Origin of the sequence: Rahnella sp. R3(2024) (assembly GCF_042920125.1) — a bacterium.
Classification (GTDB): Bacteria; Pseudomonadota; Gammaproteobacteria; order Enterobacterales; family Enterobacteriaceae; genus Rahnella; species Rahnella rivi.
This window is the reverse complement of the sequence record NZ_JBHGBU010000001.1, coordinates 3,435,481-3,461,156: the sequence shown is the minus strand read 5'-3', so window position 1 is coordinate 3,461,156 and position 25,676 is coordinate 3,435,481. Positions and strand designations below refer to the sequence as shown.

Genomic DNA, 25,676 nt, shown 5'->3' with positions numbered 1-25,676 from the left:
CAATTTCAATATTGCTTAAGGCATAAAAAAACGCAGCCGAAGCTGCGTTAAAAATAAGTCTGACTTCAATCAGGCGACCGGTTTGCTTTCCCAGGTATCGCGCAGACCGACGGTGCGGTTAAACACCAGATGCTCCGCGCTGGAATAGCGGCTGTCGGCACAGAAGTAACCTTCACGTTCGAACTGAAGGCTGACTTCAGCCTGCGCCCCTGCCAGAGAAGGCTCAACGAAGCCCTGAGCGATAACCAGAGACTCCGGATTGATGGTGGTCAGGAAATCCTCTGCCTGACCGGGGTTCGCTACGCTGAACAGACGGTCATACAGACGGAATTCTGCTGGCTTACCTTCAGTGGCGGAAACCCAGTGGATCACCCCTTTCACCTTGCGGCCATCAGCAGGATCTTTGCTCAGCGTGTCGATATCGTAAGAACAGAAGATAGTGGTGATATTACCTTCGGCATCTTTCTCAATGCGTTCCGCTTTGATCACATACGCATTGCGCAGGCGCACTTCTTTGCCCAGCACCAGACGCTTGTACTGCTTGTTAGCTTCTTCGCGGAAATCAGCCTGATCGATGTAAATCTCACGGGTGAAAGGAACGTCGCGGGTGCCCATTTCCGGCTTGCTCGGATGGTTTGGCATTTTCACCTGTTGCACGTCATCACCGGTAAAGTTTTCAATGATCACTTTAACCGGATTGATAACAGCCATGGCGCGCGGTGCGTTCTCGTTCAGATCGTCGCGAATGCAGGATTCCAGCGCCATCATTTCGACGTTGTTGTCTTGCTTGGTCACGCCAATACGACGGCAGAATTCACGGATCGATGCAGCGGTATAACCACGGCGGCGCAGACCTGAAACAGTCGGCATACGCGGGTCGTCCCAGCCTTCTACAATCTTCTCGGTCACCAGCAGGTTCAGCTTACGCTTGGACATGATGGAGTATTCGAGATTCAGACGGGAAAACTCATACTGACGCGGATGGCATGGAATAGTGATGTTATCCAGCACCCAGTCATACAGACGGCGGTTGTCCTGGAATTCCAGCGTACATAACGAATGGGTGATCCCTTCCAGCGCATCGGAAATGCAGTGGGTGAAATCGTACATCGGGTAGATGCACCATTTTGTGCCGGTCTGATGATGCTCAGCGAACTTAATACGGTAGATAACCGGATCGCGCATCACGAAGAATGGCGATGCCATATCGATTTTGGCACGCAGACAGGCCGCACCTTCAGCGAATTCACCGTTGCGCATTTTTTCAAACAGCGCGATGTTTTCTTCCACGGAGCGATCGCGGTACGGGCTATTTTTACCCGGCGCAGTCAGGGAACCGCGATATTCGCGAATTTGGTCGGGGGAAAGTTCATCAACGTAAGCCAGACCTTTGTTGATCAATTCCAGCGCGTAAGCGTGCAGTTGATCGAAATAGTCTGAAGAGTAGTGGATATCACCGCTCCAGTCGAAGCCCAGCCACTGGACGTCGTGCTTGATAGACTCAACGAATTCGATGTCTTCTTTTGCCGGGTTGGTATCGTCAAAACGCAGATTGCACTGACCCTGATAGTCTTGTGCAATGCCGAAGTTCAGGCAGATAGACTTTGCATGGCCGATATGCAAATAGCCATTAGGCTCAGGCGGGAAACGGGTGTGAACGGTATTGTGTTTCCCGGTCGCCAGATCTTCATCAATAATCTGACGGATAAAATTTGTTGGGCGGGCTTCAGCCTCACTCATTGTGCAATTCCTCTACGCAACATTGACTCTACGGATAACCGCTTATGTTCCAACAAGCCACGTCGGGAAACAACCGTTAGTTGCATTAAATCGTGGTTATCCCCTCACAGGCTGTCCGAAAACAATAAAAAACGGGAAGAGATCGCTCTCTTCCCGTTTTGTTATCGCTGTAACGACATTTTCAGCAGCGGCGGTGACTGACACCGCCTCACTCAGTCAAAAAATTATTTGCCCTGAATGTCGAACAGCTTGGTCTGACCCGCGACAACTGAGCCGCTCGCCAGTGCACTGACACCGGTGTAATCATCGATATTGCTGACGACGACCGGGCTAATCATTGAGCGCGCATTGGCATTCAGATAATCCAGATCCAGTTCCAGAACAGGCTGACCGGCTGTCACAGTGGCACCTTCTTCGACCAGGCGGGTAAAGCCCTGACCGTTCAGCGTAACCGTATCAATCCCCATGTGAACCACGATTTCAGCGCCAGAAACAGTTTCCAGGCAGAACGCATGATTGGTGTTGAAGATTTTCACTACAGTACCCGCAGCAGGCGATACCACGATTTTACCGGTAGGACGAATGGCGACACCATCACCAACGGCTTTGCTGGCGAAGGCTTCATCAGGTACCTGATCCAGCGCCACGATGTCACCAGTGACCGGAGACACCAGGGTTTCAACCACCGTTTTCACTGTGTTTGGCACAGCCTGAGGGGCAGCGTTGCTCATGGCGACTGGGGCGGCAGTTGCCACACCGGCAGCAACCGGACCACGGGCAATCACCTTTTTCATGGCATCGGCCAGAGATTCAGCTTTTGCACCCACAATAACCTGAATACTTTGTTTATTCAGACGAACGATACCCGATGCACCAAGGCGCTTACAGGCAGCATCGTCAACCGTACCCGCATCTTTTACATTCAGACGCAGACGGGTAATACACGCATCAATCCCTTTGAAGTTATCAGAACCGCCCAACGCACCGATGTAGCTCAGCGCCAGCTGGTTAAGACCTTCTTCTGTATTGCTGTTCGCTTCCGGTGCACCCATGTCTACCGTGTCATCTTCGCGACCCGGCGTTTTCAGGTTGAACATACGGATGATCACACTGAACAACACGAAGTAGATGATGAAGAAGACCACACCCATCACCAGCAACATCCAGACGTTTTTACTTGCCGCTGGCAGGTTGTACATCAACGCATAGTCGATCGCACCCGCAGAGAAGGAGAAGCCGGCATGAATACCCAGCGCCGTGGCAACGTACAGGCTGATCCCGGTCAGGATGGCGTGCACTAAATAGAGCAGCGGAGCGAGGAACATGAAGAGGAATTCTAACGGCTCGGTGACACCGGTCAGGAACGCCGTAACCGCAACGGACACCAGCATACCGCCAACCAATGGACGACGTTCTTTAGGCGCTGCGAAGTACATCGCAAATGCTGCACCTGGCAGACCAAACATCATGATTGGGAAGAAGCCGGACATGAACATCCCCGCCGTGCCGTCACCCGCGTAGAAGCGGTTGATGTCACCGTGGAACACAGTGCCTGCAGCGTTGGTGAAGTCACCAATCTGGAACCATGCGATGGTGTTCAGTACCTGATGCAGACCAGTTGGGATCAGCAGACGGTTAACGAAACCAAAGATACCGGCACCGAATGCACCCGCGCCCACGATCCACTCACCACCGGCGCGGATAGCATCCTGCACCGGAGGCCAGACGTAACCGAAGATGGCGGCCAGAACCAGACAGAAGAAGCCGGTTGCGATAGGAACGAAACGTTTCCCACCGAAGAAGCTCAGGAAGTCAGGCAGTTTGATATCAGACCAGCGGTTGTAAACCATACCGCCCACCAGACCGGTGATAATACCGGCCAGCACGCCCATGTTAACGGCCGGGTTAATGGTGATCATCGCTTTGGTCAGGATGAAGTAACCGATGCCGCCTGCTAATGCTGCGGCACCTGCGTTGTCTTTAGACCAGCTGGACGCCACACCGATGGCGAAAATCAGCGCCAGGTTATCGAAAATCCCGCCACCGGCTTGCGCGATGAAAGGCATGTTAAGAAGATCAGGCTGACCGAAGCGCAGCAATAACGCAGCGACCGGCAGTACGGCTATCGGCAGCTGTAGCGCTCTGCCTAAACGCTGAAAGAATCCAAGAATATTCACATTTCCCCCTATCCGCCGTCAGGCGAATCACCTAAGTAGTTTAATTAGTATGGTTACTACCTTTACTGTTTACCGTTCCGATTTAACCAACTGCTCTGCGAGTGTAAAAAGATTATTTCGTATCGCAAATTAAAACCTCTCTTTTTGTGATAATTGTCACCAAAAAGAGGTGATAACATGCCATCAGACTGGTCAACACACAAAACTTATTTTATTATTAAAAAAATCTAGACGGTATTGTGCCAGCCATAAACTTTCACGGTGGTTTACGCTTAACAAGACCGCCTTTGAATCGAAGAACTTTTGCTTTTGTTTTGTCTACACATGTCCCAAGGTCTTCAGTTTCGACTAAGGGTATGAACAGTATATTCAATATTCTGAAATCAAGAGGTACGTGATGAGACTTATTCCTTTAAATACCACCACTGAAGTCGGCAAATGGGCTGCGCGCCATATCGTTGAGCGCATCAATGCCTTCAAACCCACTGCTGAGCGCCCTTTCATTCTCGGTCTTCCTACCGGTGGTACCCCGCTTGAAGCTTACAAACACCTTATCGCTATGCATAAAGCAGGCCAGGTTAGCTTCAAAAACGTCGTGACCTTTAACATGGATGAATATGTTGGCCTGCCGCAGGAACACCCTGAGAGCTATCATACCTTCATGTACAAAAACTTCTTTGATCACGTTGATATCCCAAGTGAAAATATCAATCTGCTGAATGGTAATGCGCCAGATATCGATGAAGAATGCCGCAAGTACGAAGAAAAAATTAAATCCTACGGCAAAATTAACCTGTTCATGGGCGGCGTAGGCAATGATGGCCATATCGCGTTTAACGAACCGGCTTCTTCACTGGCATCCCGCACGCGTATCAAGACGCTGACTCATGAAACCCGCATTGCGAACTCCCGTTTCTTCGACAACGACGTGTCTCAGGTGCCAAAATACGCCCTGACCGTTGGCGTAGGTACACTGCTGGATGCGGAAGAAGTGATGATCCTGGTGACCGGCCACGCGAAGGCGCAGGCGCTTGAAGCCGCTGTTGAAGGTAACATTAACCACATGTGGACCATCAGCTGCCTGCAACTGCACGCGAAAGCCGTTATGGTGTGTGACGAGCCGTCCACCATGGAGCTTAAAGTCAAAACTGTTAAATATTTCCGCGAGTTAGAAGCGGAAAATATGAAAAATCTTTAACTAAACATTATGCCCGAAGCCAGTCGCGTTGCAGCACCGCAGCGGCCGCGCGACTGGAGCAGGGCAAACGTACTAGGGGGCATGATGTACGCATTGATTAACGGCCGGATCTATACCGGTCATGACGTTCTGGATAACCACGCGGTCGTGATTGCTGATGGCAAAATCGAACGTGTCTGCCCGCTCAGCGAGCTGCCAGAAAATGTGGAAACCCGCGATCTGGACGGTGCCATTCTTGCTCCCGGATTTATCGACCTGCAGCTTAACGGCTGCGGCGGCGTGCAGTTCAACGATTCTCTGGAAGCCATTTCGGTAGAAACGTTAGAGATCATGCAGAAAGCCAACGAAAAATCTGGCTGTACCAGTTTCCTACCGACGCTGATCACCTGTAGCGATGACTACATGAAACACGGTATCAGCGTGATGCGCACTTATCTGGAAAAATACCCTAATCAGGCACTGGGTCTGCACCTTGAAGGGCCTTATCTCAGCCCGGAGAAAAAAGGCACCCATAATCCGGCCTTTATCCGCCTGCCAGACAGCGCAATGATTGATTTCCTGTGTGCAAATGCCGAAGTGATTACCCAGCTGACGCTGGCACCTGAACAGGTCGATGCAAAATACATTCGCCAGCTGCGTGATGCAGGGATTGTAGTGTCCGCGGGACATTCCAATTCAACGTATGAGCAGGCGCGCACCGGTTTCGCCGCGGGTATCTCCTTCGCTACGCACCTTTATAATGCAATGCCTGCCATTACCGGCCGCCAGCCTGGCCTGATTGGTGCAATTTTCGATACACCTGAAGTCTATACCGGCGTGATTGCTGACGGTCTGCACGTTGACTGGGCGAATATCCGCAACGCGAAAAAGCTCAAAGGTGACAAGCTGGTGCTGGTCACAGATGCCACTGCGCCAGCAGGTGCCAACATTGATGAGTTCATTTTTGCCGGTAAAACAATATACTACCGTGATGGACTCTGTGTGGACGAGAACGGAACACTGAGCGGCTCTGCCCTGACCATGATCGAAGCGGTACAGAACAGCGTCGAACATGTTGGCATCGCACTGGATGAAACGCTGCGTATGGCGTCACTTTATCCGGCACGCGCTATCGGTTTCGACGACCAGTTAGGCAGCATCGAAGCAGGCAAAGTCGCCAACCTCACCGCGTTCACTCATGATTTTAAAATCACAAAAACTATCGTTAACGGTGACGAAGTTTAATTGAGCGGATAACAGCATTGATGACAACTGGCGGACAGCAGGCACAAATCGGCAACGTTGATCTGGTTAAGCAGTTAAACGGCGCGGCGGTTTACCGCCTGATTGATCAACAGGGGCCCATTTCGCGCATTCAGATTGCCGACATGAGCCAGCTTGCGCCCGCCAGTGTGACCAAAATCACCCGACAGTTACTTGAGCGTGGCCTCATAAAAGAGGTGGAACAACAGGCGTCCACCGGGGGCCGTCGCGCGATTTCGATCATTACCGAAACCCGCCCTTTTCATACCATCGCCGTACGCCTTGGTCGCCACGATGCGACGATTACGCTCTACGATCTCAGCGCCAAATCACTGGCCGAACAGCATTACGCCCTGCCGGAACGCACTCAGGAAACCCTTGAGAACGCGCTCTTTGAGGCAATCTCGCAATTTATCGAGCTGAACCAGCGCAAAATCCGCGAGCTGATTGCGATTTCCGTCATCCTTCCCGGCCTGGTTGATCCCAACAAAGGTATCGTCCGTTACATGCCGCATATCAGCGTCGGCGCATGGAAATTAGTGGACGCGCTCGAAGCCCGCTTCAAAGTCACCAGTTTTGTTGGCCACGATATCCGCAGTCTGGCGCTCGCTGAGCACTATTTCGGTGCAACCCGCGACTGTCAGGACTCCATTTTAGTTCGTTTGCACCGCGGTACCGGCGCGGGAATTATTGTTAACGGGCAGATTTTTCTGGGCAGTAACGGAAATGTGGGCGAGATCGGCCACATTCAGATCGACCCGTTGGGTGAACGCTGCCATTGCGGGAATTTTGGCTGTCTGGAAACTGTTGCTGCCAACGCGGCCATCGAAAATCGCGTGCGTCATCTGCTCACACAAGGCTATGCCAGCAAACTCAGCCTCAATGACTGTTCGATTTCCGCTATTTGCAAAGCGGCAAATCGCCACGATGCCCTCGCGACGGAAGTGATCGACCACGTAGGCCGTCAGCTGGGAAAAGCCGTGTCGATTGCCATCAACCTGTTTAATCCGCAAAAAGTGGTGATCGCCGGTGAAATTACTGAGGCCGATAAAGTCCTGCTGCCTGCGATTCAAAACTGCATTAATGCGCAGGTTCTGAAAGATTTTCGCCGCAACCTGCCGGTGGTGACATCGGCCCTGAATCATCAGTCGGCGATTGGCGCTTTTGCACTGGTCAAACGTGCCATGCTCAATGGCGTTCTTTTGCAGCGTCTGCTGGAAAATTAAGACGTGCTATAGTTGTTGGCTGCCAGAAATGGAGCTGGAAAAGTGGGTTTGGAAATCATGACTATAAAGAATGTTATCTGTGACATTGATGGCGTGCTGTTGCACGACAATACCGCAGTACCCGGCGCCGATCGTTTTCTCGCCCGTATTCAGGAACAGGGAATGCCTCTGGTCATTCTCACCAACTACCCTTCTCAAACCGCGCAGGATCTGGCAAATCGCTTCAGTGCGGCCGGTCTTGACGTGCCGGAAAGCGCTTTCTTTACCTCCGCTATGGCGACCGCAGATTTCCTGAAACGTCAGGAAGGCAAAAAAGCCTACGTGGTCGGCGAAGGTGCGCTGATCCACGAACTGTATAAAGCCGGTTTCACCATTACTGACATCAATCCTGATTTTGTGATCGTCGGCGAAACCCGTTCTTACAACTGGGATATGATCCATAAAGCGGCGTTCTTCGTTGCAAACGGCGCACGCTTTATTGCCACGAACCCGGATAACCACGGCCACGGATTTACCCCGGCCTGCGGTGCGCTGTGCGCGCCTATCGAAAAAATCACTGGCCGCAAACCCTTTTATGTCGGTAAACCGAGCCCATGGATCATTCGCTCAGCGCTGAACAAAATGCAGGCGCACTCCGATGGCACGGTGATCGTGGGTGACAATCTGCGAACCGACATTCTGGCGGGCTTCCAGGCCGGTCTGGAAACTATTCTGGTGCTCTCCGGCGTTTCAACGCTCAATGATATTGAAGGCATGCCGTTCCGGCCGACCTGGATTTATCCTTCTGTCGCTGACATCGATATCATTTAACGACGTCCTTTAAGTCCTTGAAAGCGAGCCCTGACTTTTGTTCTGGCTCGCTTTTTTTTGTCTTGTTGCTTGTTTTATCTCCTCTTTTCTCATTTTTTGCATGCCCGTCAATATTTCGCGATAAAATTGATGATTCATCAATAAAAACATCTAAAAACCAATAATCCGCTAAAGATCTGCACTGGTTAACAGACTATTTGTCAGAAGAGCATTAAACCGCTTGCACAGGATGGGGGTTTTGACGCATTTTCATAGTCAGCAACGCAACATCGCCAGACTCAAACAGAAAGACCGGCAACGTTGACCCTCATAAAAATGACAGCCAGAGAAACGTTAGGGAGAAAGACTTATGTGTTCAATTTTCGGTGTGCTCGATATCAAAACTGACTCCGTCGAGCTGCGCAAAAAAGCGCTGGAACTTTCGCGCCTGATGCGCCACCGCGGACCCGACTGGTCCGGCGTATTTGCCAGCGATAAAGCGATTTTGTCGCATGAGCGTCTGTCCATTGTCGACGTCAACAACGGTGCACAGCCTCTGTACAACGCAGCACACACCCACGTTCTGGCTGTAAACGGCGAAATCTACAACCATCAGGCTTTGCGCGCTGAGTTAGGCGACAAGTATGAATTCCAGACAGCTTCAGACTGCGAAGTGATTTTGGCGCTGTATCAGGAAAAAGGTCATGACTTCCTCGATGACCTGCAAGGCATGTTCGCCTTTATTCTTTATGACACAGAAAAAGACGCTTACCTGATCGGCCGCGATCATCTGGGTATCATTCCGCTGTACATGGGTTATGACGAAAACGGCAACATGTATGTGGCGTCAGAAATGAAAGCGCTGGTGCCGGTTTGCCGCACGATCAAAGAATTCCCGGCGGGCAGCTACCTGTGGAGCCAGGACGGTGAGATCCGCGAATATTATCATCGCGACTGGTTCGATTTTGACAACGTCAAAGACAACGTTACGGATGCCAAAGCATTGAAAGATGCGCTGGAAGAGTCTGTAAAAAGTCACCTGATGTCTGACGTGCCTTACGGCGTGTTGCTGTCCGGTGGTCTTGATTCCTCGGTCATTTCTGCGATTACCAAGAAATTTGCCGGTCGTCGTATTGAAGACAAAGATCAAAGCGAAGCCTGGTGGCCGCAACTGCACTCCTTTGCTGTCGGACTGGAAGGTTCACCCGATTTACGCGCTGCCAAAGAAGTGGCAACGCATTTAGGCACCGTGCACCATGAAATTCATTTCACCGTGCAGGAAGGGCTGGATGCAATTCGCGACGTGATTTATCACATCGAAACCTATGACGTCACCACCATTCGCGCTTCGACGCCGATGTACTTAATGTCGCGTAAAATCAAAGCGATGGGCATTAAAATGGTGCTGTCGGGTGAAGGCGCCGACGAAGTGTTGGGCGGATACCTTTACTTCCATAAAGCACCAAACGCCAAAGAATTCCACGAAGAAACCGTGCGTAAACTGCTGGCCCTGCATATGTATGATTGTGCCCGCGCCAACAAAGCGATGTCTGCCTGGGGCGTTGAAGCCCGCGTACCGTTCCTGGACAAAAAATTCCTCGACGTGGCAATGCGACTGAACCCGAAAGACAAGATGTGCGGCAACGGCAAAATGGAGAAACATATCCTGCGTGAATGTTTCGAGTCCTATTTACCACACAGCGTTGCATGGCGTCAGAAAGAGCAATTCTCTGATGGTGTGGGCTACAGCTGGATCGATACGTTAAAAGAAGTGGCTGCTCAGCAGATCACCGATCAACAACTCGAAACTGCACATTTCCGTTTCCCGTACAACACCCCGACCTCGAAAGAAGGCTACCTGTACCGTACGATTTTTGAAGAGTTATTCCCGGTTCCAAGCGCGGCAGAATGCGTGCCTGGCGGCCCTTCAGTGGCCTGTTCTTCTGCGAAAGCCATCGAGTGGGATGAAGCGTTCAAAAACATGGACGATCCTTCTGGCCGTGCGGTGGGCGTACACCAGTCTGCCTACAAATAATCGATTCCAGGGTTACTCTTCCCTTCATTAATGGGCCACTTTTGGCCCATTTTTTTATGGGTAAAGCCAGTAAAAATAATGTCTTTTGCCCAATTAATCACCAGAGTGGTTATAAGCCAGACAAATGAACGCTATCAACGCTTTTTCTCCAAAAAAGGTGTTGACGCAAAACGGTCATATACGCATAATGCGCCCCGCAACGCCGATGAAGGTAGCGCGAAAAAAGATGGCTACGTAGCTCAGTTGGTTAGAGCACATCACTCATAATGATGGGGTCACAGGTTCGAATCCCGTCGTAGCCACCATCTTTTTTGCGGGAGTGGCGAAATTGGTAGACGCACTAGATTTAGGTTCTAGCGCCGCAAGGTGTGCGAGTTCAAGTCTCGCCTCCCGCACCATTTCCGGACATCGGTAGCACAGTTGGGGTATCGCCAAGCGGTAAGGCACTGGTTTTTGATACCAGCATTCCCAGGTTCGAATCCTGGTACCCCAGCCATTTCTTTATTGTCATGTCATTGATGTGTCAGCAGAGAAAACCCAGTTTGAAGTTGTTGTACTGTTGGGGTATCGCCAAGCGGTAAGGCACTGGTTTTTGATACCAGCATACCCTGGTTCGAATCCAGGTACCCCAGCCATACTTCTTCTTTTTGCTGGTAAGCACTTGAAATTTATTATTAAGTTAGTTAAATTAGTGCTTGAAGTTTTGAAGTAAATCAGTAAAATTTGGCTACGTAGCTCAGCTGGTTAGAGCACATCACTCATAATGATGGGGTCACAGGTTCAAATCCCGTCGTAGCCACCATTTTACAACTGAGCATTCTTATTAAAGAGTTCAATTGTAGAAAGCAGTAAGAAACACCATTGGGGTGTCGCCAAGCGGTAAGGCTCTGGTTTCTGATACCAGCATACCCAGGTTCGAATCCTGGCACCCCAGCCACATTAGAAAGGCCCGCAAATTATTTTGCGGGCCTTTTGCATTTCTGAGCGTTACTTTTCTGTCATGTTTTAGCTGGCAGAGGACATTCTGCCAGCCTTCTGATCGTCAGATCCCCAGTGCATATTTCAATGCTTTCGTCTTCAGGCCACCGGCGCGCTCAGCAGTCATCAGCGCCAGATTACGCAAGGCTTTCACTGGCGCCAAATCATTGCTAAACGCGGTGTAGAACAAATCCATTCCACTTTGCATCAGCAAATTATCCAGACGTCGCTGACGCTGATAACGCAACAACACCTTTTCGCTGCTCCAGGCTTCATCATGATCACGCGCTTTTTCCAGCACGGATAATAACGACTCAACGTCACGATAGCCCAGATTCACACCCTGCCCGGCAAGCGGGTTGATGGTATGAGCTGCGTCACCGACCAGGGCTAACCCCGGTAAGACATAGCGCTGGGCATGGCGGCGAACCAATGGGAAAGCACCGGCAGACAGCGCCTGAACCTTTCCAAGCCGCGCCGGAAAGGCCTGCATAATTTCTGCGGTCAGCTGTTTCATGTTCAGCGTTTGCAAATAACGGATACGCTGCGGGCTGTCATACCAGACCAGCGAGGCCTGATGCCCAAACAGTGGCAGGAAAGCCCGCGGACCTGACGGAAAGAATTGCTGCCATGTGACATCCTGATCCGGCGTTTGTGTTTCGACATTAATCAGCATGCAGTTCTGACGATACTGCCAGCCATCCACGCCAATCCCTGCGAGCTGGCGCACCAGCGAGTTTGCCCCATCAGCAGCAATCACCAGCTGCGTATGCAGCAGCTCACCGCTGGTTAGCTGAAGCGACCAGGTATTGTCGTCATGCTTTAAGAGATGGCGCAATTTTGCCGGGCAAAAACGGGCCAGATTCGGACAGGCATCAAACTGCTGCCACAGAGCAAGCTGAAGCACACGGTTTTCTACCATGAACCCGAGCTCCGGCAACCCGAGGGACTGCGCATCAAACTTCACTTCGGAGCCATCGACCTCCCAGGTTTCCAGGCGGCGATAAGGCACTGAACGCATCTTTTCAACGGCATGCCACGCACCCAGTTTCTCTAAAAAGCGTGCAGATGCACAGCCAATGGCGGAGATGCGTAAATCAGCCGGTGCTGACGGGTCAAATCCGGCAGGCTCTTCATTCTCGATCAATGCCACCTGCAGGCCCTGCTGTGCCAGACCGAGCGCCGCCGCGGCCCCCACCATCCCGCCACCGACAATCACTGCATCAAATAACTTCTCAGGATTATTCATTTTATTCCGGCTTTTTATTCAGTTCATTGAGCAAAGTGTACCGGATTTTTGTGTCTGCATCAGAACCTAAGCTGCTTTCCTGCGCTGGTCACCACCGGAGTGAGGGTTTACAATAGTTCCCCTGAACTGCGCTATGCATTACGGCATTGCCAAACATCCGTTTTTTCCTCCGTATTGAGTACTGACACGCTGATGACTAAAAAACTGCACATCAAAACCTGGGGCTGCCAGATGAATGAATATGATTCATCCAAAATGGCAGACCTTCTCGAAAGCACCCACGGTTATCAGCTGACGGATAATGCTGAAGAGGCAGATATTCTCCTGCTCAACACCTGTTCCATCAGGGAAAAAGCTCAGGAGAAAGTGTTCAGCCTGCTCGGCCACTGGAAATTACTCAAAAAGAAAAACCCGGATGTGATTATTGGTGTCGGCGGCTGCGTGGCCTCTCAGGAAGGTGAATTGCTGCGTAAGCGCGCGCCGTGCGTGGATATCGTCTTCGGCCCGCAGACCCTGCACCGCCTGCCGGAAATGGTGAATCATGTGCGCGGAACGCACAGCCCTGTCGTGGACATCAGCTTCCCGGAAATCGAAAAATTCGACCGTTTACCAGAACCCCGTGCCGATGGCCCGACAGCGTTCGTCTCTATTATGGAAGGGTGCAACAAATATTGCAGTTTCTGTGTCGTGCCTTACACACGTGGCGAGGAAGTCAGCCGTCCTTGTGATGACGTTCTGTTTGAAGTCGCGCAACTGGCGGCGCAAGGCGTACGTGAAGTTAATCTGCTCGGGCAGAATGTGAACGCCTATCGCGGCGAAGCGTTTGAAGGTGGGATCTGTACGTTTGCAGAATTGCTGCGTCTGGTTGCCGCGATTGACGGCATTGATCGTATTCGCTTTACCACCAGCCATCCGGTTGAATTCACTGACGATATCATTGAGGTGTATAAAGATACGCCGGAGCTGGTGAGCTTCCTGCATCTGCCAATTCAGAGCGGTTCTGACCGCATCCTGACCATGATGAAACGCCCCCATACGGTGCTGGAATACAAATCGACCATCCGCAAATTACGCGCTGCACGTCCGGATATCCATTTCAGTTCCGACTTCATCATCGGCTTCCCTGGCGAAACCCACGATGATTTCGAACGCACCATGGACCTGATTGCACAGGTCAATTACGACGTCAGCTTCAGCTTCATCTACTCACCACGCCCCGGCACCCCCGCAGCAGACATGGTCGATGATGTCGCAATGGACGAGAAGAAACAGCGTCTGGCGCTGTTGCAGGACAGAATTACGCAGCAGGTTATGCGCTTTAGTCGCGCCACGCTCGGCACGGTTCAGCGTATTCTGGTCGAAGGAACATCGCGTAAGGATATTATGGAGCTGACCGGGCGCACGGAGTGTAACCGCGTGGTCAACTTTGAAGGCACCCCAGACATGATTGGTAAATTTGTCGACGTGGAAATCGTCGATGTGTATACCAACTCGTTACGTGGCGTCGTCGTGCGGACCGAAGAGCAAATGGCGCTGCGCCTGCATGAATCGCCGCAATCTGTGATCGCCCGTACGCGTAAAGAAAATGAATTAGGCGTTGGAATGTATCAACCCTGAATCATCAAAGTAATGCATTAAAAAACCTGCACAGGGCGCTTTGGCGTCCTGTTTTCATTTATGAATTTCCACATTACGGCCGTCAGAAGGGTTTAATTTTTCGCGACAGGCCGCATATTCGAATGAAGGTCCCTGCAACGCGCGCCGCAGCGCAGCATATTTTGCCAAGGGGATGTATTATTAACTCAGGTATGGTTAACGGCTGTCAGCAGTTCGCAGCCGGGTAAAACGCAACAGGTCCAAAGTGGCCCAGAGGATTCGTTTGAACGTTTTAACACAAGAGATTTTACTGGAGCCCGAAGACAATCAGCGCCTGATGAGCCTGTGCGGGCCGTTTGATGACAATATCAAACAACTGGAACGCCGGTTGGGCGTGGAAATCAACCGTCGTGATAACGCATTTAAACTGGTCGGTAAAAGCCTGGCCGTCGCCGCAGCGGCAGACATCCTGCGTGACTTATACGTCGAGACGGCACCGGTGCGTGGTGAAACTCAGGATATCGATCCTGAGAAAATCCATCTGGCCATTAAAGAAAGCCGGGTGCTGGAGCAAACGGCAGAAAGTGTGCCTGACTACGGCAAATCGGTCATTATCAAAACCAAACGTGGGATGGTGAAACCGCGTACGCCGAATCAGGCGCAGTACATCGCCAATATTTTCGATCACGACATCACCTTTGGTATCGGTCCGGCGGGTACGGGTAAAACCTATCTGGCGGTGGCCGCTGCCGTTGATGCGCTGGAGCGTCAGGAAGTGCGTCGCATTCTTCTGACCCGCCCGGCGGTAGAAGCCGGTGAAAAACTGGGCTTCCTGCCTGGCGATCTCAGCCAGAAAGTTGACCCGTACCTGCGCCCGTTGTATGACGCACTGTTTGAAATGCTCGGTTTCGAGAAAGTCGAAAAGCTGATTGAGCGCAACGTGATTGAAGTCGCCCCGCTGGCCTACATGCGTGGCCGGACACTCAATGACGCCTTTATTATTCTCGACGAAAGCCAGAACACCTCTATTGAACAGATGAAGATGTTCCTGACCCGTATTGGTTTCAATTCCAAAGCGGTGATCACCGGCGACGTGACGCAAATTGACTTACCGCGCCATCAGAAATCCGGTCTGCGCCATGCCATTGAGGTGCTGTCGTCGGTTGAAGAGTTAAGCTTTAACTTTTTCCACAGTGAAGACGTGGTTCGCCACCCTGTCGTGGCGCGTATCGTTGTCGCGTACGAAGCCTGGGAAGAAGAAGATCAGAAACGCCGCGATGCGATTAGCGCAGAGCGTAAACATGAACACATTTCATCCCAACAGGTCAGTCAATGAATACGGTAATCCTCGATCTACAAATTGCCTGTGAAGATACCGCAGGTTTACCGTCAGAAAATGACTTCCAGACATGGCTGGAAGCCGTGCTTCCACAGTTTCAGGAAGAATCAGAAGTCACCATCCGTCTGGTCGATATCCCTGAAAGCCATGAACTTAATATGACGTATCGTGGCATGGATAAACCGACCAACGTGTTATCCTTCCCGTTCGAAGCTCCTCCGGGCATGGAAATGCCGCTGCTGGGCGATTTGATCATTTGTCGTCAGGTCGTCGAGAAGGAAGCCAAAGAGCAGGAAAAAGAGTTGCTGGCACACTGGGCACATATGGTTATTCACGGCAGTTTGCATTTGCTGGGGTATGACCATATCGTTGACGAAGAAGCCGAAGAAATGGAATCGATTGAAACTGAGATCATGCAGGGGCTGGGTTATCCGGACCCGTATATTTCAGAGAAAGAAGATAACTGAGATTAGTTCTGTCTATAGCAACCCGATGGAAAGGAGAGTTCTCCTTTCCATCGGCGTTTACTAAGCGAGCTAAATATTTTTCACTAACACGAGTAAAATAAACCAAACGCCATGAGCGATGACCATTCACAAAATAGTGACAGCCCCAGTCCCAAGAAGGGCTTCTTTTCCCTTATCCTTAGCCAACTTTTTCACGGTGAACCAAAAAACCGTGGCGATTTGGTTGAGCTGATCCGTGATTCAGAACAAAACGATCTGATCGACCCCGATACCCGTGACATGCTGGAAGGCGTGATGGATATCGCCGAGCAGCGCGTCCGGGACATCATGATCCCCCGTTCTCAAATGATCACGCTTAAACGCAATCAACCGCTGGAAGAGTGCCTCGATGTCATCATCGAATCTGCCCACTCACGCTTCCCGGTGATCAGCGAAGATAAGGATCACATTGAAGGCATCCTGATGGCCAAAGACTTGCTGCCGTTTATGCGCACAACGTCTGAGCCATTCAGCATCGATAAAGTGCTGAGAACCGCCGTGGTCGTTCCTGAGAGCAAACGCGTCGACCGCATGCTGAAAGAATTCCGCTCCCAGCGTTATCACATGGCGATTGTCGTTGATGAATTCGGCGGCGTTTCCGGTCTGGTGACCATCGAAGATATCCTCGAACTGATTGTCGGCGAAATCGATGATGAGTATGACGAAGCGGAAGATCTGGATATCCGCCAGCTCAGCCGTCACACGTATACTGTTCGCGCCCTCGCGCCGATTGAAGACTTCAATGAAGTGTTCCAGACAAATTACAGTGACGACGAAGTTGATACTATTGGTGGTCTGGTCATGCAGTCCTTCGGCCATTTACCGGCCCGTGGTGAAAGCATTGAAATTGACGGTTACCTGTTCAAGGTTGCGATGGCAGACAGCCGCCGTATCATTCAGGTTCACGTAAAAATACCGGACGACGCGCCGCAACCAATACTGGAAGAATAATTCTCCATGGCAATTGCCTCTTTATACCAACGCCAGCGGGTTCGCGCCCTGCTGGCGCTCTTATTCGGTGCCTGTGGCACGTTCTCCTTTTCCCCTTATGACTTCTGGCCTGCTGCGATTGTATCGCTCTGCGGCCTGCTGGCATTAACGCTGGATCGCCGCCCATCTCAGGCCTCGCTGATCGGCTTCTTCTGGGGAATGGGTCTTTTTGGCAGTGGCGTAAACTGGGTGTATGTCAGTATCGCCACCTTTGGCGGCATGCCGGAAGCCATCAACCTGTTTCTGGTGGTTTTGCTGGCGGCGTATTTGTCGCTTTACACCATGCTGTTTGCCGGCGTATTCAGCAAACTGTGGCCGAAAACAACCTGGTGGAAACTGGCGCTTGCCGCGCCCGCCCTATGGCAAATCACCGAGTTTTTGCGTGGCTGGGTGCTGACTGGTTTTCCGTGGCTGCAATTTGGCTACAGCCAGATCGACGGTCCGCTGAAAGGCCTCGCGCCGATCACCGGTGTTGACGGCATTACGCTGCTGCTGACGTCGTTGAGCGGCCTGCTGGTTTACGCATTCCACCAGCGGCGCATCACGCCGGGAATCATTGCGCTGGCCATGTTATTGCTGCCGTGGCCGTTGCGTTACGTTCACTGGTATCATGAACAGACGGACAAAACGGTGGATGTCGCGCTGGTTCAGGGCAACATTCCACAGTCGATGAAGTGGGATCCGAAAGCGCTGGAAAGTGCTTTGCAAACCTATCTGGATCTCAGTCGCCCGTACCTTGGCAAAGCCAATATGATCATCTGGCCGGAATCAGCAATTTCAGATATTGAATCCGATCAGCAAGCCTTCCTGAGTATGGTGGATAACATTTACCGCTCGCACGGTACGCAGCTGGTTACCGGCGTTATTGATGCCCGTCGCAATGAAGAAGGCATGAAGGTGTATAACAGCGCCATTGTGCTCGGCGGCGAGCAGTCTTATCGCTATCCGGACGACAACCGTTTTAATAAACATCATCTGGTACCGTTCGGGGAATTCGTGCCGCTGGAAACCATACTGCGCCCTCTGGCACCGTTCTTCGATTTACCGATGTCGGGGCTGACCAGCGGGGCGTACGTCCAGAAACCACTGATGGTCAGCGGCCTTAATCTGACCACCGCGATTTGCTATGAAGTGGTATTTGGTGAACAGGTGCGCGATAACCTGCAACCGGATACTAACTTTCTGCTGACGATTTCCAACGATGCCTGGTTCGGCCATTCGATTGGTCCGTGGCAGCATTTCCAGATGGCGCGCATGCGTTCGCTGGAACTGGGGCGCCCTCTGCTGCGCAGCACCAACAACGGTGTTACCGCGGTTGTGAATGCGCAGGGTGACGTTACGGCTGAAATTCCGCAGTTTACCCGTCAGGTGCTGAACGTGAAGGTTACGCCAACTACCGGCATGACCCCTTACGCACGCATGGGCTGGTGGCCGGTGTGGTTTGTGACCCTGCTCATGGCCTTTGTGGCTATCTGTCTGGGACGTCGTAAAGGCCAGATCATCCCCTGAAGTAAGTCATCAATAAGCCCTGTTAAGACAGGGCTATACTGTCAGGCGCCTTCGGGCGCCTGTTCTTTTTTGTCGCAACCCCTTCCCTGCCTGCAAAATCTCTCCCTGTTACCTGCTGCCGATTGTTTGAAAGGCGGTATTAAGCGCTGAATTTTAATTTGCCTTCGAAGTTAAATCAGGCCAACTGGCACGCGTTTTGCTACATCTGTTTGAAAGATATCTGATTAGTGACATTTTTTGACGTCTTGCATCATTTTGGTACAAAAAGGCTGTTCCTCATGCACTTTTGAAGTGCATAGCCTGTTGTCTGCTTTGATTTGGTGCGCGCCCCGTCTCAAAAAAGAAACAATGTTGTTTCATAAATTTCACATTCAGTTATTTTCTAGCTTCATATGACGAGGCATTAGCACTTTCTGATCCCTGAGTTTGGATCCCTAATGACAGCAAGGAGTTGGACATGCAATTGCGCAAATTGGCGTTATCAGTACTGTTGGCAAGCGTTGCCGCAAGCAGCTTTGCCCACGCGGAAGAACTGACCGGCACTCTGAAAAAAATTAAAGATAATGGCGTTATCGTCGTCGGTCACCGTGAGTCCTCGGTGCCATTCTCTTACTACAATAACGAACAGAAAGTCGTAGGTTATTCACAGGACTATTCCAACGCTATCGTTGATGCAGTCAAGAAAAAGCTGGACCTGCCCAACCTGCAAGTAAAAATGATGCCAATCACCTCGCAAAACCGTATCCCGCTGCTGCAAAACGGCACTTACGATTTTGAGTGTGGTTCAACCACCAATAATCTGGAACGTCAGCAACAAGCGGCCTTCTCAGACACCATCTTCGTTATCGGCACCCGTCTGTTGGTCAAAAAAGGCTCAGACATCAAAGATTTCTCTGACCTGAAAGGCAAAACCGTCGTGGTCACCTCCGGCACCACCTCTGAAGTGCTGCTGAACAAACTGAACGAAGAGAAGAAACTGGATCTGCGCATTATCAGCGCCAAAGACCACGGTGACTCTTTCCGTACGCTGGAAACAGGCCGTGCGGTTGCGTTCATGATGGATGATGCACTGCTGGCGGGCGAACGTGCCAAAGCCAAAAAACCTGATAACTGGGAAATCATCGGTACGCCGCAGTCGAAAGAAGCTTACGGCTGCATGATGCGTAAAGACGATGCGGAATTCAAAAAACTGGTTGATGACACCATCGTGAAGGCGCAAACCTCCGGTGAAGCAACCAAGTGGTTTGAAACCTGGTTCAAAAAACCTATTCCTCCGAAAAACCTGAACATGAACTTTGAATTGTCTGACGACATGAAAGCCCTGTTCAAAGCACCAAACGATAAAGCACTGTAATAGTAAGCAGACGGGTAGTACCGGGTATTAAAAATAAAGGCTGGCCAACCAGCTTGTGATGATGGTCCGAAAGGACAGACAGACCAGATGCGGGGTGGTCGTTCCCCACCCCGCATTTTTTCCGCCACTCACCCATGTTTATGGTTACGTCATCACTCAGAGGGGTAGTTTATTACCCGTGTCATGGAGTTTTTATGTCAATAGATTGGAACTGGGGCATCTTCCTGCAAGACGCCCCCTTCGGCAATACCACCTATCTGGGCTGGATTTGGAATGGATTTCAGGTCACGGTCGCGTTGTCGATTTGTGCCTGGATTATTGCCTTCTTCGTCGGCTCCCTGTTCGGTATTTTGCGTACCGTCCCCAACCGTTTTCTCTCCGGCATCGGTACCTGTTACGTTGAATTGTTCCGTAACGTGCCGCTGATTGTGCAATTCTTTATCTGGTATCTGGTGGTACCTGAGCTGTTGCCGGAAAACATCGGCATGTGGTTCAAATCAGAACTCGCGCCGAACGTGCAGTTCTTCACTTCTTCCGTTATCTGTCTCGGCCTGTTTACCGCTGCCCGCGTGTGCGAGCAGGTACGCGCCGCCATCCAGTCGTTACCCAGCGGACAACGCAATGCCGGTCTGGCGATGGGGCTGACGTTGCCTCAAACCTACCGTTATGTGCTGCTGCCAAATGCCTACCGTGTGATCGTGCCACCGATGACCTCCGAGATGGTCAATCTGGTGAAAAATTCCGCCATTGCCTCAACCATCGGTCTGGTGGATATGGCGGCACAGGCCGGTAAGCTGCTTGATTACTCTGCGCATGCGTATGAATCATTTACTGCCATTACCGTCGCCTACGTCCTCATTAATGCGGTGATTATGCTGCTGATGCATTTTGTAGAACGTAAAGTCCGCCTGCCGGGCAACATGGGAGGTAAATAAATATGCATGAATTTGACTGGAGTTCTATTGGCCCCGGCCTGCCCTATCTGTGGCAAGGCATGGTCATTACCCTCAAGATCACCTCACTGGCGATTGTCGTGGGGATCCTCTGGGGTACCCTGCTGGCGGTAATGCGTCTGTCGACCTTCAAACCGATCAGCTGGTTTGCCTCGGCGTACGTCAATCTGTTCCGTGCCGTTCCCCTGGTGATGGTGCTGTTGTGGTTTTATCTGATTGTGCCGGGCTTTCTGCAAAAAGTGCTCGGGCTGTCACCGAAAACCGATATCCGACTGATTTCCGCGATGGTGGCATTTGCGTTATTTGAAGCGGCTTATTACTCAGAGATTATACGTGCAGGGATCATCAGTATCGCTCGCGGGCAGTCTTCTGCCGCACTGGCGCTGGGCATGACCCAGTGGCAGTCGATGAAGCTGGTTATCCTGCCGCAGGCCTTCCGTGCGATGGTGCCTTTGCTGCTGACGCAGGCCATCGTTTTGTTCCAGGATACCTCGCTGGTCTATGTGCTCGGCCTCGCAGACTTCTTCCGCAGCGCCTCCAACATTGGTGACCGTGACGGTACGCTGGTGGAGATGGTGTTGTTTGCAGGACTTATTTACTTTGTTATCAGCCTTTCCGCTTCCTTGCTGGTGCGCTATTTGAAGAAAAGGACCGTTTCATGATTTCACTGAAGAATGTTTCTAAATGGTACGGGCACTTCCAGGTGCTCACCGATTGCAGTACCGAAGTTAAAAAAGGTGAAGTTGTGGTGGTTTGCGGGCCGTCCGGGTCAGGGAAATCGACGCTGATTAAAACCGTTAACGGCCTCGAGCCCGTGCAAAAAGGGGAGATTCTGGTTAACGGCACGCAGGTGAACGACAAGAAAACCAATCTGGCGCAGCTGCGGGCGAAAGTCGGCATGGTGTTCCAGCATTTCGAACTGTTCCCGCATTTGTCCATCATTGACAACCTGACGCTGGCTCAGGTCAAAGTGCTGAAACGTAATCAGGCGGAAGCGAAAGACAAAGGGCTGAAACTGCTGGATCGTGTGGGGTTATCTGCGCACGCCAACAAATTCCCCGGTCAGCTTTCCGGAGGACAGCAGCAGCGCGTGGCGATTGCCCGTGCGCTGTGTATGGATCCTATCGCCATGCTGTTTGACGAACCGACCTCCGCGCTCGATCCGGAAATGATCAATGAAGTGCTGGACGTCATGGTTGAGCTGGCAAACGAAGGCATGACGATGATGGTGGTGACCCACGAAATGGGCTTCGCCCGCAAAGTGGCTAACCGCGTGATCTTCATGGATGAAGGAAAAATTGTGGAAGACCGGAATAAAGACGACTTCTTCAATAATCCGCAATCCGATCGTGCCCGTGACTTCCTGGCAAAAATTCTGCACTGATAAGATGATTCAGCCTGCTACCGGGAGAGCCCGGTGCAGGCTGACTTATCAATCAAGGTTCAAAAGCATGGCGTGAAAATTCAGTATGTCCGCATTTAGGGCATTTGCTCAGGATTTCAGGCGTATACACCGCCAGGCTGAACTGGCAATTCTCACACACCAGATTCCCCAGCCCCACCACTTCCCCGCTGTGATATACACCGTGATGATTCACGTCTTTAAAGACTTCTTTCCATTCAAGCTGCGTTTTGTCCGTCATGTCCGCCAGCTCTTTCCACAGACTTTCTTTTAGCACCCGCATAAACACGCTGTCGGTGCTGTCATCAGCGACGGCCTGCTGGTTCTCGGTATAATTACGGGCAAATTCATGCAAATCACGCCGCACGGCGGAGGTTAACTGTTCAATCTGGATTTCAGACAGCTTGCCTTCCTCCTGTAAACGTACGCGGGCATCCTGTACCAGCGCACTGATATCACGTTCACCATTTTTTAATCGCTCAGTCAGCGAAGTGACTAACTGACGGTAATTTTGGGTAATATTGCTCATCATTTCCTCTCCTTGAACACACATAACCGTTCACCCGGCAGTTGCTTACTTGTCTTTATTTTAGTCGTAAATCCCTGATCCGTGGCGAAGATTATCCCGGCCTGCTTCGCAGATTGTGAATAATGGGCCATATGCGGGCAGAAATCCCCGTTAGCCCGTCGCTGGGTGTTGTTGCTGCCTCTGCTTATCGGCTATGCTATGCGGATCTTTTGATTAAAACTTTTTGAGCTACAGGCGTAGCTGTTTTCACTCACAGGACCACCGGCCGCCATGCAAGAGCAATACCGTCCAGAAGACATCGAGTCACACGTTCAGCTTCACTGGCAAGAGAAGCAAACTTTCAAAGTTACCGAACAGCCTGGCAAGGAGAAGTACTACTGTCTCTCCATGTTGCCTTACCCGTCAGGCCGCCTCCACATGGGGCACGTGCGCAACTACACCATCGGTGACGTGATTTCCCGTTATCAGCGCATGCTCGGTAAAAACGTTCTGCAGCCAATCGGCTGGGATGCATTCGGCCTGCCAGCTGAAGGCGCGGCGGTGAAAAACAACACTGCCCCTGCGCCATGGACGTACGAAAATATCGAATACATGAAGAACCAGCTAAAACTGCTGGGCTTCGGCTATGACTGGGATCGCGAAATTGCGACCTGCAAACCCGATTACTACCGCTGGGAACAATGGTTCTTCACCAAGCTGTATGAAAAAGGCCTGGTTTATAAGAAGACTTCCGCGGTGAACTGGTGCCCGCATGATCTGACCGTTCTGGCGAACGAACAGGTGATTGACGGCTGCTGCTGGCGTTGTGATACCAAAGTAGAACGTAAAGAAATTCCACAGTGGTTTATCAAAATCACCGATTACGCCGATCAGTTGCTTAACGATCTGGACACGCTGGAAAGCTGGCCGGAGCAGGTGAAAACCATGCAACGCAACTGGATTGGCCGTTCCGAAGGCGTGGAAATCACTTTTGACGTGGCAGACAGCGACGAAAAAGTGACGGTTTACACCACCCGTCCGGACACCTTCATGGGCGCGACTTATGTCGCCGTAGCCGCGGGTCATCCGCTGGCGCAACAAGGTGCACAAAACAATCCTGCCCTGAACGATTTCATCGACGAATGCCGTAATACCAAAGTGGCCGAAGCAGAAATGGCGACAATGGAGAAAAGAGGCATGGCAACCGGCCTGTTTGCTATTCACCCGCTGTCCGGTGAAAAGCTGCCAATCTGGGTCGCTAACTTCGTTCTGATGGAATACGGCACCGGCGCAGTGATGGCCGTTCCGGGTCACGACCAGCGTGACTGGGAATTCGCCACCAAATATAACCTGCAAATCAAACCGGTTATCCTGAACGCCGATGGCAGCCATCCTGAAATCACCGCAGAAGCGATGACCGAGAAAGGCACGCTGTTCAATTCAGGCGAATTCGACGGGCTGAACCACGAAGACGGTTTCAATGCCATTGCTGACAAACTGGTTGCTCAGGGTGTCGGTCAGCGCAAAGTTAACTACCGTCTGCGCGACTGGGGGGTTTCCCGTCAGCGTTACTGGGGCGCCCCTATCCCGATGATCACGCTGGAAGACGGCACCGTAATCCCGACACCAGAAGATCAACTGCCGGTCATTCTGCCGGAAGATGTGGTCATGGACGGCATCACCAGCCCAATCAAAGCCGACCCTGAGTGGGCAAAAACCACCGTGAACGGCATGCCGGGTCTGCGTGAAACCGACACCTTTGACACCTTCATGGAGTCTTCCTGGTACTACGCACGCTACACCTGTCCGCAATACGACGAAGGTATGCTGGATCCGGCTGCGGCCAACTACTGGCTGCCGGTTGATCAGTATGTGGGCGGTATCGAACACGCCATCATGCACCTGATGTACTTCCGCTTCTTCCACAAGTTGATGCGCGATGCGGGTCTGGTTGATTCTGACGAACCGGCAAAACGTCTGTTGTGTCAGGGCATGGTGTTGGCTGATGCCTTCTATTACACCGGCAACAGCGGCGAACGCGTCTGGGTTTCCCCGGTAGATGCCACCGTTGAGCGTGACGAGAAAGGCCGTATCACTAAAGCGACCGACCCGCAGGGCCGTGAGCTGGTGTATGCCGGTATGAGCAAGATGTCCAAGTCTAAAAACAACGGCATCGACCCTCAGGTTATGGTCGAGAAATACGGCGCAGACACCGTACGTCTGTTTATGATGTTCGCTTCTCCGGCAGAAATGACGCTGGAATGGCAGGAGTCCGGCGTTGAAGGGGCTAACCGCTTCCTCAAACGTGTCTGGAAACTGGCCTTTGAGCATTCACAAAAAGGTGCCACCGCCGCGCTGGATGTTGCGTCACTGAACGAAGCGCAGAAAGATTTGCGTCGTGATGTGCATAAAACCATTGCGAAAGTGACCGATGATATCGGCCGTCGTCAGACCTTCAATACCGCAATTGCCGCTGTGATGGAACTGATGAACAAGCTGGGCCGTGCGCCGCAGGAAAGCGAACAAGATCGCGCCCTGCTGCAGGAAGCCCTGCTGGCCGTGGTTCGCATGCTTTATCCGTTCACTCCGCACGTGTGCTTCAGCCTCTGGCAGGCGCTCAACGGCGAAGGTGATGTGGATACCGCACCGTGGCCACAGGCTGATGAACAGGCTATGGTCGAAGACTCCAAACTGGTCGTTGTGCAGGTGAACGGTAAAGTGCGTGCTAAAATCACCGTAGCCGCTGATGCTACCGAGCAACAAGTGCGCGAGCGTGCGGCAGAAGAACATTTGGTCGCTAAATATCTGGATGGGGTTACGGTTCGCAAAGTAATCTACGTCCCGGGCAAACTGCTTAACCTGGTTGTAGGTTGAGTCAAGGAGGA

The 25,676-nt window shown here is 51.7% G+C and carries 19 protein-coding genes and 6 tRNA genes; 21 read left to right on the top strand and 4 right to left on the bottom strand.

Annotated elements, in window-relative coordinates; genetic code table 11:
- Window positions 1–69 precede the first annotated feature (69 nt).
- Together glnS and nagE are read right to left on the bottom strand one after the other, a co-directional pair.
- Window positions 70–1,740 (bottom strand): glutamine--tRNA ligase, encoded by a 1,671-nt coding sequence (glnS, locus tag ABSH60_RS15570; protein ID WP_056771557.1) that lies wholly within the window; start codon window positions 1,738–1,740, stop codon window positions 70–72.
- Window positions 1,741–1,964: 224 nt separating this feature from the next.
- Window positions 1,965–3,917 carry a PTS N-acetyl glucosamine transporter subunit IIABC gene (nagE, locus tag ABSH60_RS15565; protein ID WP_056771555.1) on the bottom strand — a complete coding sequence of 651 codons (1,953 nt, stop codon included), beginning with the start codon at window positions 3,915–3,917 and terminating at the stop codon, window positions 1,965–1,967.
- A 397-nt stretch (window positions 3,918–4,314) separates the two neighbouring features.
- Between nagE and nagB the strand changes: the two genes are divergently transcribed.
- The 11 genes from nagB to ABSH60_RS15510 all read left to right on the top strand — a co-directional run bounded on the left by nagB (window position 4,315) and on the right by ABSH60_RS15510 (window position 11,344).
- A complete protein-coding gene (gene nagB / locus ABSH60_RS15560) occupies window positions 4,315–5,115 on the top strand; it encodes a glucosamine-6-phosphate deaminase (RefSeq protein WP_056771552.1) in 801 nt (266 codons plus the stop codon).
- An 84-nt stretch (window positions 5,116–5,199) separates the two neighbouring features.
- Window positions 5,200–6,339, top strand: a complete 1,140-nt coding sequence (gene nagA / locus ABSH60_RS15555) for an N-acetylglucosamine-6-phosphate deacetylase (RefSeq protein ID WP_056771549.1) — start codon at window positions 5,200–5,202, stop codon at window positions 6,337–6,339.
- A gap of 20 nt (window positions 6,340–6,359) precedes the next feature.
- A complete protein-coding gene (locus ABSH60_RS15550) occupies window positions 6,360–7,583 on the top strand; it encodes an ROK family protein (protein WP_390974681.1) in 1,224 nt (407 codons plus the stop codon).
- 57 nt (window positions 7,584–7,640) lie between these two features.
- A complete protein-coding gene (locus ABSH60_RS15545) occupies window positions 7,641–8,393 on the top strand; it encodes an HAD-IIA family hydrolase (protein WP_056772017.1) in 753 nt (250 codons plus the stop codon).
- Window positions 8,394–8,742: 349 nt separating this feature from the next.
- Window positions 8,743–10,407, top strand: coding sequence for an asparagine synthase B (gene asnB, locus ABSH60_RS15540; RefSeq protein ID WP_056771545.1), 1,665 nt, complete (start codon window positions 8,743–8,745; stop codon window positions 10,405–10,407).
- A gap of 228 nt (window positions 10,408–10,635) precedes the next feature.
- Window positions 10,636–10,712, top strand: a tRNA-Met gene (locus ABSH60_RS15535).
- Window positions 10,713–10,720: 8 nt separating this feature from the next.
- Window positions 10,721–10,805 (top strand) — tRNA-Leu (locus ABSH60_RS15530).
- A gap of 23 nt (window positions 10,806–10,828) precedes the next feature.
- Window positions 10,829–10,903 (top strand) — tRNA-Gln (locus ABSH60_RS15525).
- A gap of 64 nt (window positions 10,904–10,967) precedes the next feature.
- Window positions 10,968–11,042: transfer RNA gene (locus ABSH60_RS15520), tRNA-Gln, on the top strand.
- A gap of 90 nt (window positions 11,043–11,132) precedes the next feature.
- Window positions 11,133–11,209: transfer RNA gene (locus tag ABSH60_RS15515), tRNA-Met, on the top strand.
- Window positions 11,210–11,269: 60 nt separating this feature from the next.
- Window positions 11,270–11,344: transfer RNA gene (locus ABSH60_RS15510), tRNA-Gln, on the top strand.
- A gap of 105 nt (window positions 11,345–11,449) precedes the next feature.
- Here ABSH60_RS15510 and ubiF read toward each other — a convergent pair.
- Window positions 11,450–12,634: a 3-demethoxyubiquinol 3-hydroxylase gene (ubiF, locus tag ABSH60_RS15505; protein WP_390974679.1), complete on the bottom strand. Its 1,185-nt coding sequence runs from the start codon at window positions 12,632–12,634 to the stop codon at window positions 11,450–11,452.
- A gap of 192 nt (window positions 12,635–12,826) precedes the next feature.
- Here ubiF and miaB point away from each other — a divergent pair, with 192 nt between their 5' ends.
- The 9 genes from miaB to ABSH60_RS15460 all read left to right on the top strand — a co-directional run bounded on the left by miaB (window position 12,827) and on the right by ABSH60_RS15460 (window position 22,265).
- Window positions 12,827–14,251, top strand: coding sequence for a tRNA (N6-isopentenyl adenosine(37)-C2)-methylthiotransferase MiaB (gene miaB / locus ABSH60_RS15500; RefSeq protein WP_056771538.1), 1,425 nt, complete (start codon window positions 12,827–12,829; stop codon window positions 14,249–14,251).
- Between the two features lie 316 nt (window positions 14,252–14,567).
- Entirely contained in the window at window positions 14,568–15,566 is a 999-nt protein-coding gene (locus tag ABSH60_RS15495; RefSeq protein WP_390975785.1) for a PhoH family protein, read from the top strand.
- Window positions 15,563–16,036 carry an rRNA maturation RNase YbeY gene (ybeY, locus tag ABSH60_RS15490; RefSeq protein ID WP_056771531.1) on the top strand — a complete coding sequence of 158 codons (474 nt, stop codon included), beginning with the start codon at window positions 15,563–15,565 and terminating at the stop codon, window positions 16,034–16,036. Before ABSH60_RS15495 ends, ybeY begins: the two co-directional genes overlap by 4 nt.
- 111 nt (window positions 16,037–16,147) lie before the next feature.
- On the top strand, window positions 16,148–17,026 hold the full coding sequence (gene corC / locus ABSH60_RS15485; RefSeq protein WP_056771527.1) for a CNNM family magnesium/cobalt transport protein CorC: 879 nt from the start codon (window positions 16,148–16,150) through the stop codon (window positions 17,024–17,026).
- 6 nt (window positions 17,027–17,032) lie between these two features.
- Window positions 17,033–18,574 (top strand): apolipoprotein N-acyltransferase, encoded by a 1,542-nt coding sequence (lnt, locus tag ABSH60_RS15480; RefSeq protein ID WP_390974676.1) that lies wholly within the window; start codon window positions 17,033–17,035, stop codon window positions 18,572–18,574.
- Between the two features lie 457 nt (window positions 18,575–19,031).
- Window positions 19,032–19,928, top strand: a complete 897-nt coding sequence (locus ABSH60_RS15475; RefSeq protein WP_056771522.1) for an amino acid ABC transporter substrate-binding protein — start codon at window positions 19,032–19,034, stop codon at window positions 19,926–19,928.
- Between the two features lie 194 nt (window positions 19,929–20,122).
- The gene (locus ABSH60_RS15470; protein ID WP_056771518.1) at window positions 20,123–20,863 is read left to right on the top strand and encodes an amino acid ABC transporter permease; all 741 of its coding nucleotides are present in this window, start codon (window positions 20,123–20,125) and stop codon (window positions 20,861–20,863) included.
- Window positions 20,864–20,865: 2 nt separating this feature from the next.
- Complete coding sequence (gene gltK / locus ABSH60_RS15465; protein WP_122095879.1) at window positions 20,866–21,543, top strand: glutamate/aspartate ABC transporter permease GltK; 678 nt, start codon at window positions 20,866–20,868, stop codon at window positions 21,541–21,543.
- The gene (locus tag ABSH60_RS15460; protein WP_056771512.1) at window positions 21,540–22,265 is read left to right on the top strand and encodes an amino acid ABC transporter ATP-binding protein; all 726 of its coding nucleotides are present in this window, start codon (window positions 21,540–21,542) and stop codon (window positions 22,263–22,265) included. Before gltK ends, ABSH60_RS15460 begins: the two co-directional genes overlap by 4 nt.
- A gap of 52 nt (window positions 22,266–22,317) precedes the next feature.
- Here ABSH60_RS15460 and ABSH60_RS15455 read toward each other — a convergent pair whose 3' ends face one another.
- Window positions 22,318–22,812, bottom strand: coding sequence for a zinc ribbon-containing protein (locus tag ABSH60_RS15455; RefSeq protein ID WP_056772013.1), 495 nt, complete (start codon window positions 22,810–22,812; stop codon window positions 22,318–22,320).
- A gap of 270 nt (window positions 22,813–23,082) precedes the next feature.
- Between ABSH60_RS15455 and leuS the strand changes: the two genes are divergently transcribed.
- The gene (leuS, locus tag ABSH60_RS15450; RefSeq protein WP_390974673.1) at window positions 23,083–25,665 is read left to right on the top strand and encodes a leucine--tRNA ligase; all 2,583 of its coding nucleotides are present in this window, start codon (window positions 23,083–23,085) and stop codon (window positions 25,663–25,665) included.
- The last annotated feature ends 11 nt before the right edge of the window (window positions 25,666–25,676 follow it).